The 14,786-nt window shown below is 61.7% G+C and carries 16 protein-coding genes; 9 read left to right on the top strand and 7 right to left on the bottom strand.

Annotation, left to right across the window (positions count from 1 at the left end; translation table 11 throughout):
- Positions 1 to 35: 35 nt before the first annotated feature.
- Positions 36 to 782 (bottom strand): L,D-transpeptidase, encoded by a 747-nt coding sequence (locus tag C4N04_RS26530; protein ID WP_039618072.1) that lies wholly within the window; start codon positions 780 to 782, stop codon positions 36 to 38.
- 228 nt (positions 783 to 1,010) lie between these two features.
- Here C4N04_RS26530 and C4N04_RS26525 point away from each other — a divergent pair, with 228 nt between their 5' ends.
- Both C4N04_RS26525 and C4N04_RS26520 read left to right on the top strand, forming a co-directional pair.
- Complete coding sequence (locus tag C4N04_RS26525; RefSeq protein WP_106797431.1) at positions 1,011 to 1,640, top strand: DNA-3-methyladenine glycosylase I; 630 nt, start codon at positions 1,011 to 1,013, stop codon at positions 1,638 to 1,640.
- On the top strand, positions 1,637 to 2,143 hold the full coding sequence (locus C4N04_RS26520) for a hypothetical protein (RefSeq protein WP_096762662.1): 507 nt from the start codon (positions 1,637 to 1,639) through the stop codon (positions 2,141 to 2,143). Before C4N04_RS26525 ends, C4N04_RS26520 begins: the two co-directional genes overlap by 4 nt.
- A gap of 12 nt (positions 2,144 to 2,155) precedes the next feature.
- Here the strand turns inward: C4N04_RS26520 and C4N04_RS26515 are convergent, their stop codons facing one another.
- Positions 2,156 to 2,860 (bottom strand): HAD family hydrolase, encoded by a 705-nt coding sequence (locus C4N04_RS26515; protein ID WP_096768718.1) that lies wholly within the window; start codon positions 2,858 to 2,860, stop codon positions 2,156 to 2,158.
- A 254-nt stretch (positions 2,861 to 3,114) separates the two neighbouring features.
- On the opposite strand from C4N04_RS26515, the gene C4N04_RS26510 reads away from it, so the two are divergent.
- Positions 3,115 to 4,164 carry an aldo/keto reductase gene (locus C4N04_RS26510; RefSeq protein WP_039618080.1) on the top strand — a complete coding sequence of 350 codons (1,050 nt, stop codon included), beginning with the start codon at positions 3,115 to 3,117 and terminating at the stop codon, positions 4,162 to 4,164.
- A 146-nt stretch (positions 4,165 to 4,310) separates the two neighbouring features.
- Here the strand turns inward: C4N04_RS26510 and C4N04_RS26505 are convergent, their stop codons facing one another.
- Positions 4,311 to 5,060 carry a hypothetical protein gene (locus C4N04_RS26505; protein WP_106797430.1) on the bottom strand — a complete coding sequence of 250 codons (750 nt, stop codon included), beginning with the start codon at positions 5,058 to 5,060 and terminating at the stop codon, positions 4,311 to 4,313.
- A gap of 240 nt (positions 5,061 to 5,300) precedes the next feature.
- On the opposite strand from C4N04_RS26505, the gene hisS reads away from it, so the two are divergent.
- The 3 genes from hisS to hisG all read left to right on the top strand — a co-directional run bounded on the left by hisS (position 5,301) and on the right by hisG (position 8,812).
- Entirely contained in the window at positions 5,301 to 6,824 is a 1,524-nt protein-coding gene (gene hisS / locus C4N04_RS26500; RefSeq protein WP_077991092.1) for a histidine--tRNA ligase, read from the top strand.
- 174 nt (positions 6,825 to 6,998) lie between these two features.
- On the top strand, positions 6,999 to 8,120 hold the full coding sequence (locus tag C4N04_RS26495) for an ATP phosphoribosyltransferase regulatory subunit (protein ID WP_106797429.1): 1,122 nt from the start codon (positions 6,999 to 7,001) through the stop codon (positions 8,118 to 8,120).
- Positions 8,117 to 8,812: an ATP phosphoribosyltransferase gene (gene hisG / locus C4N04_RS26490; RefSeq protein ID WP_009992757.1), complete on the top strand. Its 696-nt coding sequence runs from the start codon at positions 8,117 to 8,119 to the stop codon at positions 8,810 to 8,812. Before C4N04_RS26495 ends, hisG begins: the two co-directional genes overlap by 4 nt.
- Positions 8,813 to 8,893: 81 nt before the next feature.
- Here hisG and C4N04_RS26485 read toward each other — a convergent pair whose 3' ends face one another.
- Complete coding sequence (locus C4N04_RS26485) at positions 8,894 to 9,307, bottom strand: DoxX family protein (RefSeq protein ID WP_106797428.1); 414 nt, start codon at positions 9,305 to 9,307, stop codon at positions 8,894 to 8,896.
- Between the two features lie 203 nt (positions 9,308 to 9,510).
- On the opposite strand from C4N04_RS26485, the gene C4N04_RS26480 reads away from it, so the two are divergent.
- Positions 9,511 to 10,221 carry a glutathione binding-like protein gene (locus tag C4N04_RS26480; RefSeq protein ID WP_106797427.1) on the top strand — a complete coding sequence of 237 codons (711 nt, stop codon included), beginning with the start codon at positions 9,511 to 9,513 and terminating at the stop codon, positions 10,219 to 10,221.
- 226 nt (positions 10,222 to 10,447) lie between these two features.
- On the opposite strand, the gene C4N04_RS26475 is transcribed toward C4N04_RS26480, so the two are convergent.
- A complete protein-coding gene (locus tag C4N04_RS26475) occupies positions 10,448 to 10,894 on the bottom strand; it encodes a hypothetical protein (protein ID WP_096762694.1) in 447 nt (148 codons plus the stop codon).
- Positions 10,895 to 11,084: 190 nt separating this feature from the next.
- Here C4N04_RS26475 and C4N04_RS31645 point away from each other — a divergent pair, with 190 nt between their 5' ends.
- The gene (locus C4N04_RS31645; protein ID WP_158775597.1) at positions 11,085 to 11,528 is read left to right on the top strand and encodes a hypothetical protein; all 444 of its coding nucleotides are present in this window, start codon (positions 11,085 to 11,087) and stop codon (positions 11,526 to 11,528) included.
- Positions 11,529 to 11,584: 56 nt separating this feature from the next.
- On the opposite strand, the gene groL is transcribed toward C4N04_RS31645, so the two are convergent.
- Both groL and groES read right to left on the bottom strand, forming a co-directional pair.
- The gene (groL, locus tag C4N04_RS26470; RefSeq protein ID WP_038687103.1) at positions 11,585 to 13,222 is read right to left on the bottom strand and encodes a chaperonin GroEL; all 1,638 of its coding nucleotides are present in this window, start codon (positions 13,220 to 13,222) and stop codon (positions 11,585 to 11,587) included.
- Between the two features lie 71 nt (positions 13,223 to 13,293).
- Entirely contained in the window at positions 13,294 to 13,590 is a 297-nt protein-coding gene (gene groES, locus C4N04_RS26465) for a co-chaperone GroES (RefSeq protein WP_004675403.1), read from the bottom strand.
- Between the two features lie 335 nt (positions 13,591 to 13,925).
- Between groES and C4N04_RS26460 the strand changes: the two genes are divergently transcribed.
- The gene (locus C4N04_RS26460) at positions 13,926 to 14,774 is read left to right on the top strand and encodes a TIGR01459 family HAD-type hydrolase (protein WP_096762654.1); all 849 of its coding nucleotides are present in this window, start codon (positions 13,926 to 13,928) and stop codon (positions 14,772 to 14,774) included.
- Positions 14,775 to 14,786 lie beyond the last annotated feature (12 nt).

Raw genomic sequence — 14,786 nt, 5'->3', positions numbered from 1 at the left:
CTGTTCTTGCGGCTTCCAAGATAATGTATGTGCCGTTACATGACGATGACGCGGGTTCCGACGCTGACGCGGTCATAAAGATCGACGACGTCTTCATTGCGCAACCGGATGCAGCCGGAGGAAACGGCGCTGCCAATCGACCAGGGCGCGTTGGTGCCGTGGATTCGGTAAAGCGTCGAGCCGAGATACATGGCGCGGGCGCCGAGCGGATTTTCCGGGCCGCCGTCCATGCGCGCCGGCAGGTAGTGACCCTTGGCGGCTTCGCGGCTGATCATCTGGGCAGGCGGCGTCCAGTCCGGCCATTCCTGCTTGCGGGTGATCTTGTGGGCGCCGGCCCATTCGAAACCGGGCTTGCCGACGCCGACGCCGTAGCGCCGCGCCTTGCCGCCTTCCATCACCAGGTAGAGAAAGCGGTTGTTGGTATCGATGACGATCGTGCCGGGCTTTTCCTGGGTGTCGTAGTCGACCGTCTGCGGCAGGAATTGCGGCTCGATCGGATGGCGGATCGCCGGGATGCCGGGATTGATCACCGAGACGGTCTGCGGTGCCGGCCGCGGCGCCTGACGAATGACGCGGCGCTGGAAAAGGCCGCGCTGCTGCGGCTGGACGACCGGCCGCTGGTAGACCACGGGGCGAACCTTGCCGCCGAGCTGGTTAATCCACGGCGCCGTCAGGTCGGGGCTCAGCACGACAGGCGGGCGGGTGGCGTAGCGGTCGTCGGCAAGGGCGGCCGTGGTGAAGGCGCCGAAGAGGGCTGCGGCAAGAACAAGCTGTTTCATCATCGGACGGACTCTCTACAAATGGCCGAAAATGGTTTGGCGGGACATGTCCGCCCGATGAGACGCTGCCACCTGATCCGCCAGCGAATGGTAAAGATCGATTCCTGAAAAGCCGACCGATCGCATAAACTTTTCGTCAGGGTTACCGTTCGGTTTGGAAAGACGGTTGGCAAATGGTAAAGCCGGAATCAAGACCGGAAAACGAAACGGCCCCCGACAGAATGAAGGATCATGAGCGCGACTGGCATCATCATCGGCGAGGACGGCAAGAGCCGCTGCCACTGGCACGCCAATCTGCCCGATTATCTCAAATATCATGACGAGGAATGGGGCCGTCCTGTTACGAACGACATTCGCCTCTTCGAGAAGATCTGCCTCGAAGGCTTCCAGTCCGGCCTTTCCTGGCTGACCATCCTGCGCAAGCGGGACAATTTCCGTGCTGCCTTTGCCGGCTTCGATTTCGACAAGGTGGCGCTATTCGGCGAGGCGGACATCGATCGCTGCCTAGCCGATGCCCGCATCATCCGTCATCGCGGCAAGATTGTCTCGGCCGTTAACAATGCCAAGCGCGCCATTGCGCTACGAGACGAATTCGGCTCGCTCGCCCATTATTTCTGGCGCTACGAGCCCGGCCACAACGAGCGGCCGGCGGTAGTCGACCGAGAGCATATCGTCGCCAATCCGACGACGCCGACCTCAGTGGTGATTTCAAAGGATCTGAAGAAGCGTGGCTGGACCTTTGTCGGCCCGACCACAGTTTATGCTTTCATGCAGGCAATGGGTCTCGTCAATGATCATCTCGAGGGCTGTTACTGCCGCCCCGAGGTGGAGGCGATGCGCGCCGCCCTGGTTCGACCATGAAAGATCTGTCCGTGAAAACAACGATTGCTGCCCTCGTCCTGTTCTTTCTGCCGATATCAGCCATGGCGCAGACGCCGCAGCTCGATCCCGGCGAGAAGCTGGAGAAGCTGCAATTCCCGGCGGTCACCATGCAGCTCAAGGGCTGGACGAAATTCGGCAACAGCCATGTCTACACGCTGCCGGTGCGCGCCGGCCAGCACATCAAGATCAGCTTTGCCACTAAGAGCAAGTTCGCCTTCCTGGCGATTTTCGACCTGTCGAAGCCCGATGACGAGGCCTTCTTCGGCACCGACGAGGACGGCATGGATTTTCAGACGACGGTCAAGGAAAACACCACCTGGCTGCTGCGTCCTTACTATTCCAAGGTCTCGCCGCGCCGCGGCCTCGGCGCGCCCTTCAGCATCCTGATCGAGCCTTTGGCTGCCGCCCCGCCGCAGCCGAAACCGCCGGCCGAGCCCGAGCCGCCGTCGCTGTTTCCGAAGGCGCCGCCCAAGCCGCAATAGGGCAGGCCCGGCCTATGCCAGCCGCTCGATCAGCTCGCGCAATTCGCCGAGATGGCCGATCTTGCGGAAACGCGGCGCTTCCGTCGGTTCGTCCACATGTTCCAGCACCCAGGTGAGTTCATGCGGCACGAAGACGCCGTAGCTGCCGGCGGCGATCGCCGGCACGATATCCGACTTCAGTGAATTGCCGACCATCATCGCCCGCTCCGGTCCGTCGCCGACCTTGGCGAAGATGCGCCGATAGGTGACGGCTGTCTTGTCGGAAACGATCTCGACGGCATCGAAGAAGTCGCCGAGGCCGGATTGGGCAAGCTTGCGCTCCTGGTCGAAGAGATCGCCCTTGGTGATCATCACGAGCAGATATTTGCCGGCAAGCGCCTCCAGCGTGTCGCGCGCATGCGGCATGGTCTCGACCGGATGGGAAAGCAGGTCGCGGCCGGTATCGAGGATCTTGGCGATGACGCTCGAGGGAACCTTGCCCTCGGTGATTTCGATCGCCGTCTCGATCATCGAGAGCGTAAAGCCCTTGATGCCGAAGCCGTAATGGCGAAGGTTGCGCTTCTCGGCCTCCAGCAGCCGCTCCGAAATCTTCGGCCCTTCGGCGAAATCGGCAAGAAGCTCGGTAAATTGGGCTTCCGTCAGTCGGTAATATTGTTCGTTCTGCCAAAGCGTGTCGTCGGCATCGAAGCCGATCGTTGTCAGTCCTCGCGTCGTCACATGCGCACCTCTTGAACTATGGCAGGCAATTTATCGGCCGCCTGTGTCGAGACAAGGGCTGCAGCCAGGGAAGGGCGTTCGCTTCCGATGCGGCAGGCTGCCGCGTTGAAAAGCGCTGCCGTCGCACTACATCGAATTGGCCCCACCCTGCAGCCAGCCACGGCTGTGCCTGTCGCGCGCAGGCCAATAATCAAAAAATGAAGTTCTGAAGTTCGCAAGCCCCCTTGCGGCAGACACAAAGGATTTTTTCGACCATGCGTTACAATCAACTCGGAAATACCGGACTTTTTGTCTCGGAAATCTGCTTGGGCACGATGACCTTCGGCGAGGCCCAACAGGGCAGCATGTGGGGCGCCATCGCCGATGTCGACCAGAAGGCCGCCGACCGGATTGTCGAGCGCTCGCTGGCGTCAGGGGTCAATTTCATCGACACGGCTGACGTCTATTCATCCGGCGAATCCGAAAGGCTGCTCGGCCAGGCGCTGAAGAACCTCGACGTACCGCGCAAGGATGTCGTCATCGCCACCAAGGTCTACGGCGTCATGGGCGACAAGCCGAACGACCGCGGCGCCTCGCGCGGCCATATCATGGATTCCGTCGAGGCGAGCCTCAAGCGGCTGCAGACGGATCACATCGATCTCTATCAGATCCACGCAACCGATACGGTGACGCCGATCGAGGAGACGCTGCGTGCGCTCGACGATCTCGTTTCCCGCGGCCTCGTGCGCTATATCGGGGTCTCCAACTGGCAGGCCTGGCGCATTTCCAAGGCGCTCGGCCTCTCCGAACGCCGCGGCTTTGCCCGCTTCGAGACCGTGCAGGCCTATTATTCCATCGCCGGCCGCGATCTCGAGCGTGACATCGTGCCGATGATGCAGGAGGAAAAACTTGGCCTGATGGTCTGGTCGCCGCTGGCTGGCGGTCTCTTGTCCGGCAAATATGGCCCCGGCGCGCCAGGCAACGGCGAAGGCCGTCGCGCCAGCTTCGATTTCCCGCCGGTTGACAGGGACAGGGCCTGGGCCTGCGTCGCCGTCATGCGCGAGATCGCCGAAAAGCACGGCGCCGGCGTCGCCACCGTCGCGCTCGCCTATATTCTCGCCAAGCCTTTCGTCACCTCAGTCATCATCGGCGCCAAGCGTGTCGATCAGCTCGACCAGAATCTCGCCGCCGTCAAGCTGAAGCTCGACGACGACGATATGAAAAGGCTCGACGAGGTGAGCGCTCTTGCCCCCGAATATCCGGGCTGGATGCTGTCGCGACAAGGCGCCGGCCGCCGCCCGGCCGATTTCGAGCCGAAGGACTGAGATCGCCGGTGCAGCGCCACTGCTGTCCGGGCCTGGAAACCTGCCCCTCAGCCTAACCCTTGCCGGGGTCGAGCCACTGGTCTCGACCCCGGTTGGTGGCGGCAGCCGGTTGAGGGGCTGCTGGTCGAGCACCGGTCATATCTAGATCACCAGGCCGCAATGACCTTGTGCTCGATCCGGTAATCCCGGCTCTCCTCGCCGAGCGGCGCGACCGGCCATGTCCAGGTGGCTTTCGCCGGCGGCGGCGGAACGCCGTGCAGCAGGTCGGCCTGCTCATGCGTCTTGCCGTTGCGGTCGATGATGGCATAGCCGATGTCGGTCACCAGGCAATGGCGGCAGGCTAGACCCGAAAGGCCTGCCAGATGCGCCGAGATCAGCCTTTCCACTGTATCGGCAGGCATTCCGGCCGCCTCGGCTTCGTAGCGCCGTTTCACGCCGCGGCCGATCTGCGACAGGAGATTGGCCGAAACCACGAAATCGAGATAGGGCACCGTGCGCAGGAAGCGGAGCGGTTCCGGCTCAACGCCTGCGGCGAGCGCGTCATAGCCGGAAAGATCGCGTTCGGTCAGCCGGATATTGCGATGGGCCTTGGCCGATAGCCGCACCGAGGCGAGATGGACGAGATCGACCAGAACGACCGTGTCGAACGCTCGCGCCAGTTCCTCGATCGGCACGTCGCGCAGCAGGCCGGAGCCGAGCACGACGGCGGTCCGCTTCTGCCTGAGATCGGCCGCCGCCGAACGGATCGCATTGCGGCTCATCTCTTCATGTTCGGCCCAGTCGCGAGCGCAACGCCCGGCCCGCGACCAGAGATTGACGGAATAACGGACGAACTTTCGATGCCGCTTGCCGGTCAGCGGCCATGTCGCGGCATAGAGAAGCGCTTCAGCGATCATGATGCATATCCCCGCGTTTCGGATGGCTACCCTCGTTCAATCGATTCTGGGCCCACTGCATAATTCCTAAAATCGGAATCGATTTAAGGAATTATGCAGTAGTAGTTCAAAGTTCTGCAGCGTCCTTTGCGCGTCTGAAAAGACGCGCGGCGCTGCAGACATCAAGACCCTTCACCCTTGCCGCTCCCCGCCCAATCCGCTAGGACACCGCCACTGTCACAGTCAGCGGAATTCCCGGAAATGAACGACAAGCAGAAGAAACCGCAAAAGCTCAAGGCCCGCCTGCCGCGCGGCTTCGTCGACCGGACGGCCGGCGATATCCGCGCCGTCAACGAGATGACGGCAAAGATCCGGGAAGTCTATGAGCATTACGGTTTCGACCCCGTGGAAACGCCGCTGTTCGAATATACCGATGCGCTCGGCAAGTTCCTGCCCGACAGCGACCGGCCGAACGAGGGCGTCTTCTCGCTGCAGGACGACGACGAGCAGTGGATGTCGCTGCGTTACGACCTGACGGCGCCGCTCGCCCGCCATGTCGCCGAGAATTTCAACGAGATCCAGCTGCCCTATCGCACCTATCGCGCCGGTTACGTCTTCCGCAACGAGAAGCCGGGCCCGGGCCGCTTCCGCCAATTCATGCAGTTCGATGCCGATACCGTCGGCGCGCCGGGCGTCCAGGCCGACGCGGAAATGTGCATGATGATGGCCGATACGCTTGAAGCCCTCGGCATCAAGCGCGGCGACTACGTCATCCGCGTCAACAACCGCAAGGTCCTGGACGGTGTGCTCGAGGCGATCGGCCTCGGCGGCGACGACAAGGCCGGCCAGCGGCTGAACGTCCTGCGCGCCATCGACAAGCTCGACAAGTTCGGCCCGGAAGGTGTGGCACTGCTGCTCGGCCCCGGTCGCAAGGATGAATCCGGCGACTTCACCAAGGGCGCCGGCCTCGACCAGGCGCAGATCGACAAGGTGCTGTTCTTCGTCGGCATCAAGGACTATGCCGAAAGTGCTGCGCGCCTCGGCGAGCTGGTTGCCGGAACCTCGAAGGGCGGCGAAGGTGTCGAGGAGCTGAATTTCATCGGCGCGCTGGTCAAGAGCGCCGGCTACCAGTCCGACCGTATCAAAATCGATCCCTCCGTCGTTCGCGGTCTCGAATACTACACTGGCCCGGTCTATGAGGCCGAACTGAGCTTCGACGTCACCAACGAAAAGGGCGAAAAGGTCGTCTTCGGTTCGGTCGGCGGCGGCGGTCGTTATGATGGCCTCGTCTCCCGCTTCATGGGCCAGCCGGTTCCGGCGACGGGCTTTTCGATCGGCGTCTCCAGGCTGATGACGGCGCTGAAGAACCTCGGCAAGCTCGGCGCCAGCGAAGTGATCGAGCCGGTGCTGGTGACCGTCATGGACGGCGATGTCGAGGCGATGGGGCGTTATCAGAGGATGACGCAGCAGCTGCGCGCCGCCGGCATCCGCGCCGAGATGTTCCAGGGCAACTGGAAGAAATTCGGCAACCAGCTGAAATATGCCGATCGCCGCGGCTGCCCCGTCGCCATCATCCAGGGCGGCGACGAACGCGCAACCGGCGTCGTGCAGATCAAGGATCTGATCGAGGGCAAGCGGCTGTCCGGCGAGATCGAGGACAATGCCAGCTGGCGCGAAGCCCGCGTGGCGCAGGTAACGGTGTCAGAGGCCGACCTTGTCGCCAAGGTGAAGGAGATCCTTGCCGCGCAGGCGGAGGATCGGAAGAGGGCGGGCGATGCGCAATAAACCCCTCCCCAACCCCTCCCCACAGGGGGGAGGGGCTTTACTTGGCGCCGGTGTGCCCAACTCAACATTTGCTTCATCGGAGGTCCTCTCGATTTCGTTCGACGACCGCCGCGAGTTAGTACCTCCCCCTTGTGGGGAGGGGTTGGGGAGGGGACTTTTCCCAGGAGCGACACCATGCCCCTGATCAACCTCCCCGAATTCGCGAGCGACCTGCTTTCCGAATTTGACGCCCGCAAGGCCGAGCGCATCGATACGCCGGTCATTCAGCCGGCCGAGCCGTTCCTCGACATTGCCGGCGAGGATCTGCGTCGCCGCATCTTCATGACCGAGAGCGAAACCGGCGCCAGTCTCTGCCTGCGTCCCGAATTCACCATCCCCGTCTGTCTGCGCCACATCGAAACGGCGACCGGCACGCCGAAGCGTTACGCCTATCTCGGCGAGGTCTTCCGCCAGCGCCGCGACGGCGCCAATGAATTTTATCAGGCCGGCATCGAGGATCTCGGCGATATCAACATACCAAGCGCCGATGCCCGCGCCATCGGCGATGCCACCGGCATTCTTGCCCGCCTGCTGCCGGGCCGGCGCCTGTCGGTGACATTAGGCGACCAGGCGGTTTTTGAGGCGGTCGTTCAGGCGCTCGGCCTGCCGCTCGGCTGGCAGAAGCGGCTGATCCATGCCTTCGGCAACATGACACAGCTGGAGGCGCTGCTGGCCGGCCTCGTCAGCCCGCAATTCGTTACCGGGCTGGACGACGATATCGCAAGGCTTATCGCATCAGGCGACGAACAGGCACTGATCGCCCATCTCGAGCAGGAAATGCAGGCGACGGGCTATTCGACCAATGCCAGCCGCTCGCCGCTGGAGATCGCCCGGCGGCTCAAGGAAAAGCTTATCCTGTCCGAAACGCGTCTCGACGATGCGGCCTTCCATGTGCTGGAAGAGTTCCTGTCGCTGCAGGTGCCGCTCGTCAATGCGTCGGCGGCGCTGGCCGGTTTTGCCGATGCCGCCGGCTTGAAGCTCGGCAATGCGCTCTCCCGTTTCAATGGTCGCGTCGGCGCCCTTGGCGATGCCGGCGTCGATCTGTCCTGCCTCGACTATCGCGCCGCCTTCGGACGGCCGCTCGATTATTACACCGGTCTCGTCTTCGAGGTGACGGTTGAAGGTTCGAGCGCGGTTCTGGCCGGCGGCGGCCGCTTCGATAAGCTCCTGACCTTCCTCGGCGCGACGGACCGCATTCCGGCCGTCGGCTTCTCCTTCTGGCTCGACCGCATCGAAACCGAAAGGGCAGCCGCATGACCATCACCATCGCGCTTCCCTCCAAGGGCCGGATGAAGGACGATGCCTCGGCGATCTTCGAGCGGGCCGGCATGACGATTACGGCTGTCGGCAACGACCGCTCCTATCGCGGCCGTGTCGAAGGCTGGGACGATGTCGAAGTGGCCTTCCTTTCGGCCTCCGAAATCTCCCGCGAACTCGGCAACGGCACCGTCGATTTCGGTGTCACCGGCGAGGATCTGATGCGGGAGGGTTTTGCCGAGATCGACAAGCGCGTCGAATTCTGCGCCCGCCTCGGCTTCGGTCACGCCGATGTCGTCGTTGCGGTGCCGGAGATCTGGCTGGATGTCGAGACCATGGCCGATCTCGGCGATGTCGCGGCCGATTTCCGCGCCCGCCATGGCCGGCGCCTGGCGATTGCCACTAAATACTGGCGGCTGACCCAGCAGTTCTTCTCGAGCCAGCACGGCATCCAGCTTTACCGCATCGTCGAAAGCCTCGGCGCCACCGAAGGTGCGCCTGCCTCCGGCTCGGCCGATATCATCGTCGATATCACCTCCACCGGCTCGACGCTGCGCGCCAACCACCTGAAGGTGCTCCAGGACGGCGTCATACTGCATTCGCAGGCCTGCCTGGTGCGCGCCCGCAAGGATAGCCATGCAGATGACCCGGTCGTGCAGGCGATCGTCGACGCGGTGCGCGCCGCGCTCTGATCTCCGCCGTCAATGCATAAGAGAACCCGCCGTCAATTCAATGACGGCGGGTTTTGCATGCTTGGGAGGATATTCGTTCTATCAGGCAGCCGCATAGGCGCCGCGGCGGGCGTCAATCGAATAGTCACCGGCACCGACGGTGGCGAGCAATATATACGCGCCGGCAAGCGTGATGTTCTTCATGACCATGATCTGGTTGAGAATATTCACGAGTTCCGCGCCACTTGCGTAGGGCAGATGGAAGGCAACGGCCGTGAAGACACAGAAGCCCGCGAGCAGCCAACCGGCAATCCGGACCTGGAAGCCTGTGAGAACCGCAAGGCCGGCGAGCAGTTCGAAAAGGCCTGCGGCATAAGCCAACAGGGATGCTGCCGGCAGGCCGGCACCGGCGATCATGCCAGCAGTACCGGCAGGATCGCTTAGCTTCATGAAGCCGGAAAGGACGAACATGAAAGACAGGAGAATGCGGGCAATCAGGATAAAGGCGTTCGACATGGATGTTGCTCCGTTGAATGGCTCTGGAGATATTGGTGCCCCCCGGGCACGCTGTGGATCTCTGATATCCCTATCTCGCCTATTTCCTTCGTTATGCAAAGATAGACGGAAGGGGACACTTCGTTCAATAATATGAAACGACGCCTCGCTTGCTTTTCCAGCGCCTCGTCTCCTATGGTCGGCGCCGAACCCTGGAGACTCCGATGGCAGATCTTTCCGCATTTCCGATCACGAGGCGATGGCCGGCGAAAAATCCCGACATCATCCAGCTCTATTCGCTGCAGACGCCGAACGGCGTGAAAGTGTCCGTCGCCCTCGAAGAGCTCGGTCTCGCCTATGAGCCGCATTATGTTTCCTTCGACGCCAACGAACAGAAGTCACCGGAATTCGAATCTCTCAATCCGAACGGCCGCATTCCGGCGATCATCGATCCGAAGGGGCCTGAGGGCAAACCGATCGGCCTTTTCGAATCCGGCGCCATCCTGCTCTATCTCGCGGAAAAGACCGGCAAGCTCATTCCTGAGGATGCCGCCGGCCGCTACGAATGCATTCAGTGGGTGTTTTTCCAGATGGCCGGCATCGGCCCGATGTTCGGTCAGTTCGGCCATTTCTACAAATCCGCCGCCGATAAGGTCGCCAACAATTCCTATCCGGTGGAGCGCTATCGCGATGAATCCAAACGGCTGCTCGGCGTGCTCGAAGGCCGGTTGAAGGGCCGTCAGTGGATCATGGACGATCAGTATACGATCGCCGATATCACCACCTTCACCTGGGTCCGCGGCGCCGACATCTTCTATGGCGGCCGCGAGGTCCTCGACTATGCGAGTTTCCCCGCCGTTTCGGATTGGCTGGAACGCTGCATCGCCCGTCCGGCCAGTGCCCGGGGCCTCAATGTTCCGGTCAAGCCGGAGTAGCGGTCCCGGAAAGCGCAAAGGCCGCTCTCGGGAGCGGCCTCAACTATATGACAACCCAAGGCTTTCCCCCTCCAACGTCATCCTCGGCTTTGTACCGAGGATCTGCTGCCCTATCGACCCGAGGCAGATACTCGGGACAAGCCCGAGCATGACGAAAGGGGAGTTGGCCGGCTTTTTCAGCAGTCTGACCGCTTTCAGCGGAGACCGAAATTTCGCCCGCCCGCCTCTATTGCCGGTTGGTAATCTGCCTTGCGCCTTCGAGCTTGAAACGCGGAAAGACGAAGACGCCGGCCAGGCTGCCGCTGTATTTCTCCTCGAGCCCGTTTGACTCGCCCATGCAGAATAGCGGCTGGCGCAAGCCGTTCGGCATGATGATCGTCGTCGAAAAGCAGAAGGAGGAGCAGTGTGTTGCCGCCTGTTCGAACAGTTCCAGCACGTGACTGCGATCTCCGGAATCGTAGCATCGTATCAGGTTCAGCAATCCGCATTCCTCAGCGGAGAGGCAATGCAGCATGGCGCTCCACTTGCCGAGATGAAGCACGCCGCTCGACAGATCGCAGGTCCAGCTTTCGGAAACAGAAAACTGCGCCAGCATCTCGTGCTGTTGATTGTTGTCGTTCATCGAGCCAGGCAGCAACGGTACGGCTGCATTGGCTTTGGCAATCTTGAACACGGGCGTTCCCTCGTTCGCATGCGGCTCCTCCGCCGCACGCTCGGCAAACACTGAGACAGGCTCATGCAGCAGCGGGCATAATGCCCGCGCCCATACCGGCGATCATTGCCGCGGCCATCCGGACCTCCGAACCGGAGCCCTTCGAACCGACTGTTGTGGCATCGCCGTCCGCGCTCGTCTGACAGCGAAAATGATCGCCGGGCGCACTTCAATTGCAGCGCGGATTTATAGGAGCTTTTGCACAAACGGCAACGGCTTTTTAAGGGGTGTTCGGATCGAGATCCTGTCGGCCTATAGGCACTTTTGGACAGAACAGAGCCCAAATTTCAGCGCTTTTCCCACGTTTCACCCCACTTGGCGGGAGATATATCGCCGTAAGGCGGCGACCGCGCGCATCTTGCGTGGAGAGAAAAACAAGCAGCGGCGCAAGCCTCGGGAAAGCTTGGCCGTCCGGCAAATGCGCTGCACGACACAAAATAGCGCGCAACGGATCGAATCGCTCGAAGGAAGTTCGTGGCAAAAGAAAAAGGGCGACCCGAGGGCCGCCCTTCCTGTTCCGGATGCCGGAATGAGTGCAGGCTTTCGCCTATCACATCATGTCCATACCGCCAGTTCAGCGCGCTCGATGCGCTGAACCATCTTAGATGATGGGCGGATTCATGGACGATGCTGTGAAAGGCCGTTGGCCTATCACATCATGTCCATACCGCCCATGCCGCCCATGCCGCCCGGCATAGCCGGAGCGTCCTTCTTCGGCAGCTCGGCGATCATGGCTTCGGTAGTGATCAGCAGCGATGCAACGGAAGCGGCATCCTGCAGGGCGGTGCGAACGACCTTGACCGGGTCGATGATGCCCATGCCGATCATGTCGCCATATTCGCCGGTCTGGGCGTTGTAACCCCAGTTGTCCTGATCCTTGTCGAGGATCTTGCCGACAACGATCGAGGCTTCGTCGCCTGCGTTCTCAGCGATCTGGCGGGCCGGAGCCTGCAGCGCGCGGCGAACGATGTTGACGCCGGCTTCCTGGTCGTCGTTGATGCCCTTGGAGGTGATCTTGACGGAGGAGCGCAGCAGGGCAACGCCGCCGCCCGGTACGATGCCTTCCTGAACGGCAGCGCGCGTCGCGTTGAGGGCGTCGTCGATGCGGTCCTTCTTTTCCTTGACTTCGACTTCGGTCGAACCGCCGACGCGGATGACGGCAACGCCGCCGGCGAGCTTGGCAAGGCGTTCCTGCAGCTTCTCGCGATCGTAGTCGGAGGTGGTCTCTTCGATCTGCGCCTTGATCTGGGCAACACGGCCTTCGATGTCGGACTTGGCACCCGAACCATCGACGATCGTGGTGTTTTCCTTGGAGATCGAAACCTTCTTGGCGCGGCCGAGCATGTCGAGCGTGACGGATTCGAGCTTGATGCCGAGATCTTCGGAGATGACAGTGCCGCCCGTCAGGATGGCGATGTCTTCGAGCATGGCCTTGCGGCGGTCGCCGAAGCCAGGGGCCTTGACGGCAGCGATCTTCAGGCCGCCGCGCAGCTTGTTGACGACGAGCGTTGCAAGGGCTTCGCCTTCGACATCTTCAGCAATGATGAGGAGCGGCTTGCCGGTCTGGACGACGGCTTCGAGAACCGGGAGCATCGACTGCAGGTTCGAGAGCTTCTTCTCGTGGAGGAGAATGAAGACGTCTTCGAGGTCGGCAACCATCTTTTCCGGGTTGGTGACGAAGTAGGGGCTGAGGTAGCCGCGGTCGAACTGCATGCCTTCGACGACTTCGAGTTCGGTTTCGGCGGTCTTGGCTTCTTCAACCGTGATGACGCCTTCGTTGCCGACCTTCTGCATGGCTTCGGCAATGTCGAGGCCAACCTGGCGCTCGCCGTTTGCCGAGATCGTGCCGACCTGGGCGACTTCTTCCGACGTGTTGATCTTCTTGGCCTTGGCCTGGAGATCCTTGACGACTTCGGCGACGGCGAGATCGATGCCGCGCTTCAGGTCCATCGGGTTCATGCCGGCGGCAACGGCCTTGGCGCCTTCGCGAACGATCGCCTGGGCAAGAACGGTTGCAGTCGTGGTGCCGTCGCCGGCGATGTCGTTGGTCTTCGAAGCAACTTCGCGGACCATCTGGGCGCCCATGTTTTCGAACTTGTCTTCGAGTTCGATTTCCTTGGCGACGGAAACGCCGTCCTTGGTGATGCGCGGCGCGCCGAAGGACTTGTCGATGATGACGTTACGACCCTTCGGGCCGAGCGTGACCTTGACTGCATCGGCGAGAATGTCGACGCCGCGCAGCATCTTTTCGCGCGCGGTGCGGCCAAACTTGATTTCTTTAGCTGCCATGTTTGTGACTCCTGAATTCGATTTGTTCGGGCAAAAGCCCGTCAGTCATTTCGGGAAAGCGGATCGGCCAATCAGCCGATGATGCCCATGATGTCGGCTTCCTTCATGATCAGAAGGTCTTCGCCGTTGATCTTGACTTCGGTGCCGGACCACTTGCCGAACAGCACGCGGTCGCCAGCCTTGACGTCGAGTGCGACGACCTTGCCGGACTCGTCACGAGCGCCGGAACCGACGGCGACGATTTCGCCTTCCTGCGGCTTTTCCTTGGCGGTGTCAGGAATGATGATCCCGCCCTTGGTCTTCTCTTCGGACTCGACGCGACGAACGACGACGCGGTCGTGAAGCGGACGGAAATTGGTGCTTGCCATTGTCTAATCCCTCGATCGAATGACATTCGCGGGCCGGAGTGGCCCACATGGATAGGTGTTAGCACTCCCTTGCGGTGAGTGCTAGCGACGTGCATTTAGGGATGGCTCCGAAAGGAGTCAATGATAGCAATCACGAATTTTTGTGCCGGAATTGTGAAGAGGCCGGAGAAATGCCGGAGATTTCGGCCGAACTCTCTGTCGCGGCCGAGCCTTGCCGATCACGCGCCGGATTGTCGCGACTGAGCTTTGTGGTGGCTGATGGCGAAGAAAATGCCTTGCCATCGTCCTGCGCCTTTGCAATGTCACCGGTGACTGCAGCAACTCGGGATATTGGAATGGCCAAGCGGATAGAAACCTTCTCTGAGATCACGGATCGCTATGATGTGGTGCTCTGTGATGTCTGGGGCGTCGTTCACAACGGCGTCGATCCGTTCCCCAAGGCTGCCGCGGCCCTTCAGGCCGCCCGCGAGAGAGGCCTCGCCGTCGTCCTCATCACCAATTCGCCGCGCCTTTCCTGGCAGGTCGTCGAGCAGTTGCTTCATATCGGCGTGCCTGACATCGCCTTCGACAGGATCGTCACCTCGGGCGACGTCACGCGCGGGCTGATTTCCGAGGGACCGAAGACGGTCTTTCTGCTCGGCCCCGAGCGTGACAAAGCGCTTCTCGAAGGCATCGGCGTCGAGCGGGTGCCGGCAGGCGAAGCGCGATCGCTCGTCTGCACCGGCTTTTTCGACGATGAGACCGAGAAGCCGGAAGATTACACCGACATGCTTCTGGATTTTCAGGCGCGCGAAGTGCCGATGATCTGCGCCAATCCCGACCTCGTCGTCGAGCGCGGCCACCGCATCATTCCCTGCGCCGGCGCCATGGCCGCCTATTACGAGCAGCTCGGCGGCAAAACCCGCATCGCCGGTAAGCCGCACCGGCCGATCTACGAGGCGACGCTGGCCGCTGCCCGCGAACTTCGCGGCGATGTCCCCACTGAGCGCGTGCTGGCGATCGGCGACGGCATGCCGACCGATGTCCGCGGCGCCTTGAATTTTGGCCTCGACCTTCTCTACATCAGCGGCGGGATCCACGCCAAGGAATACACCTTGAACGGCGAAACCGACGAGGCAATCCTCAACGCCTACCTCGAACGGGAAAACGCCGCGCCGAAGTGGTGGATGCCGCGCCTTGCATGAAGAGAAGCCAGC

Origin of the sequence: Rhizobium sp. H4 (assembly GCF_003013335.1) — a bacterium.
In the GTDB taxonomy this organism is placed as follows: domain Bacteria; phylum Pseudomonadota; class Alphaproteobacteria; order Rhizobiales; family Rhizobiaceae; genus Rhizobium; species Rhizobium sophoriradicis.
The sequence above is the reverse complement of the archived record's forward strand: the minus strand, read 5'-3'. Positions and strand labels throughout refer to the sequence as shown.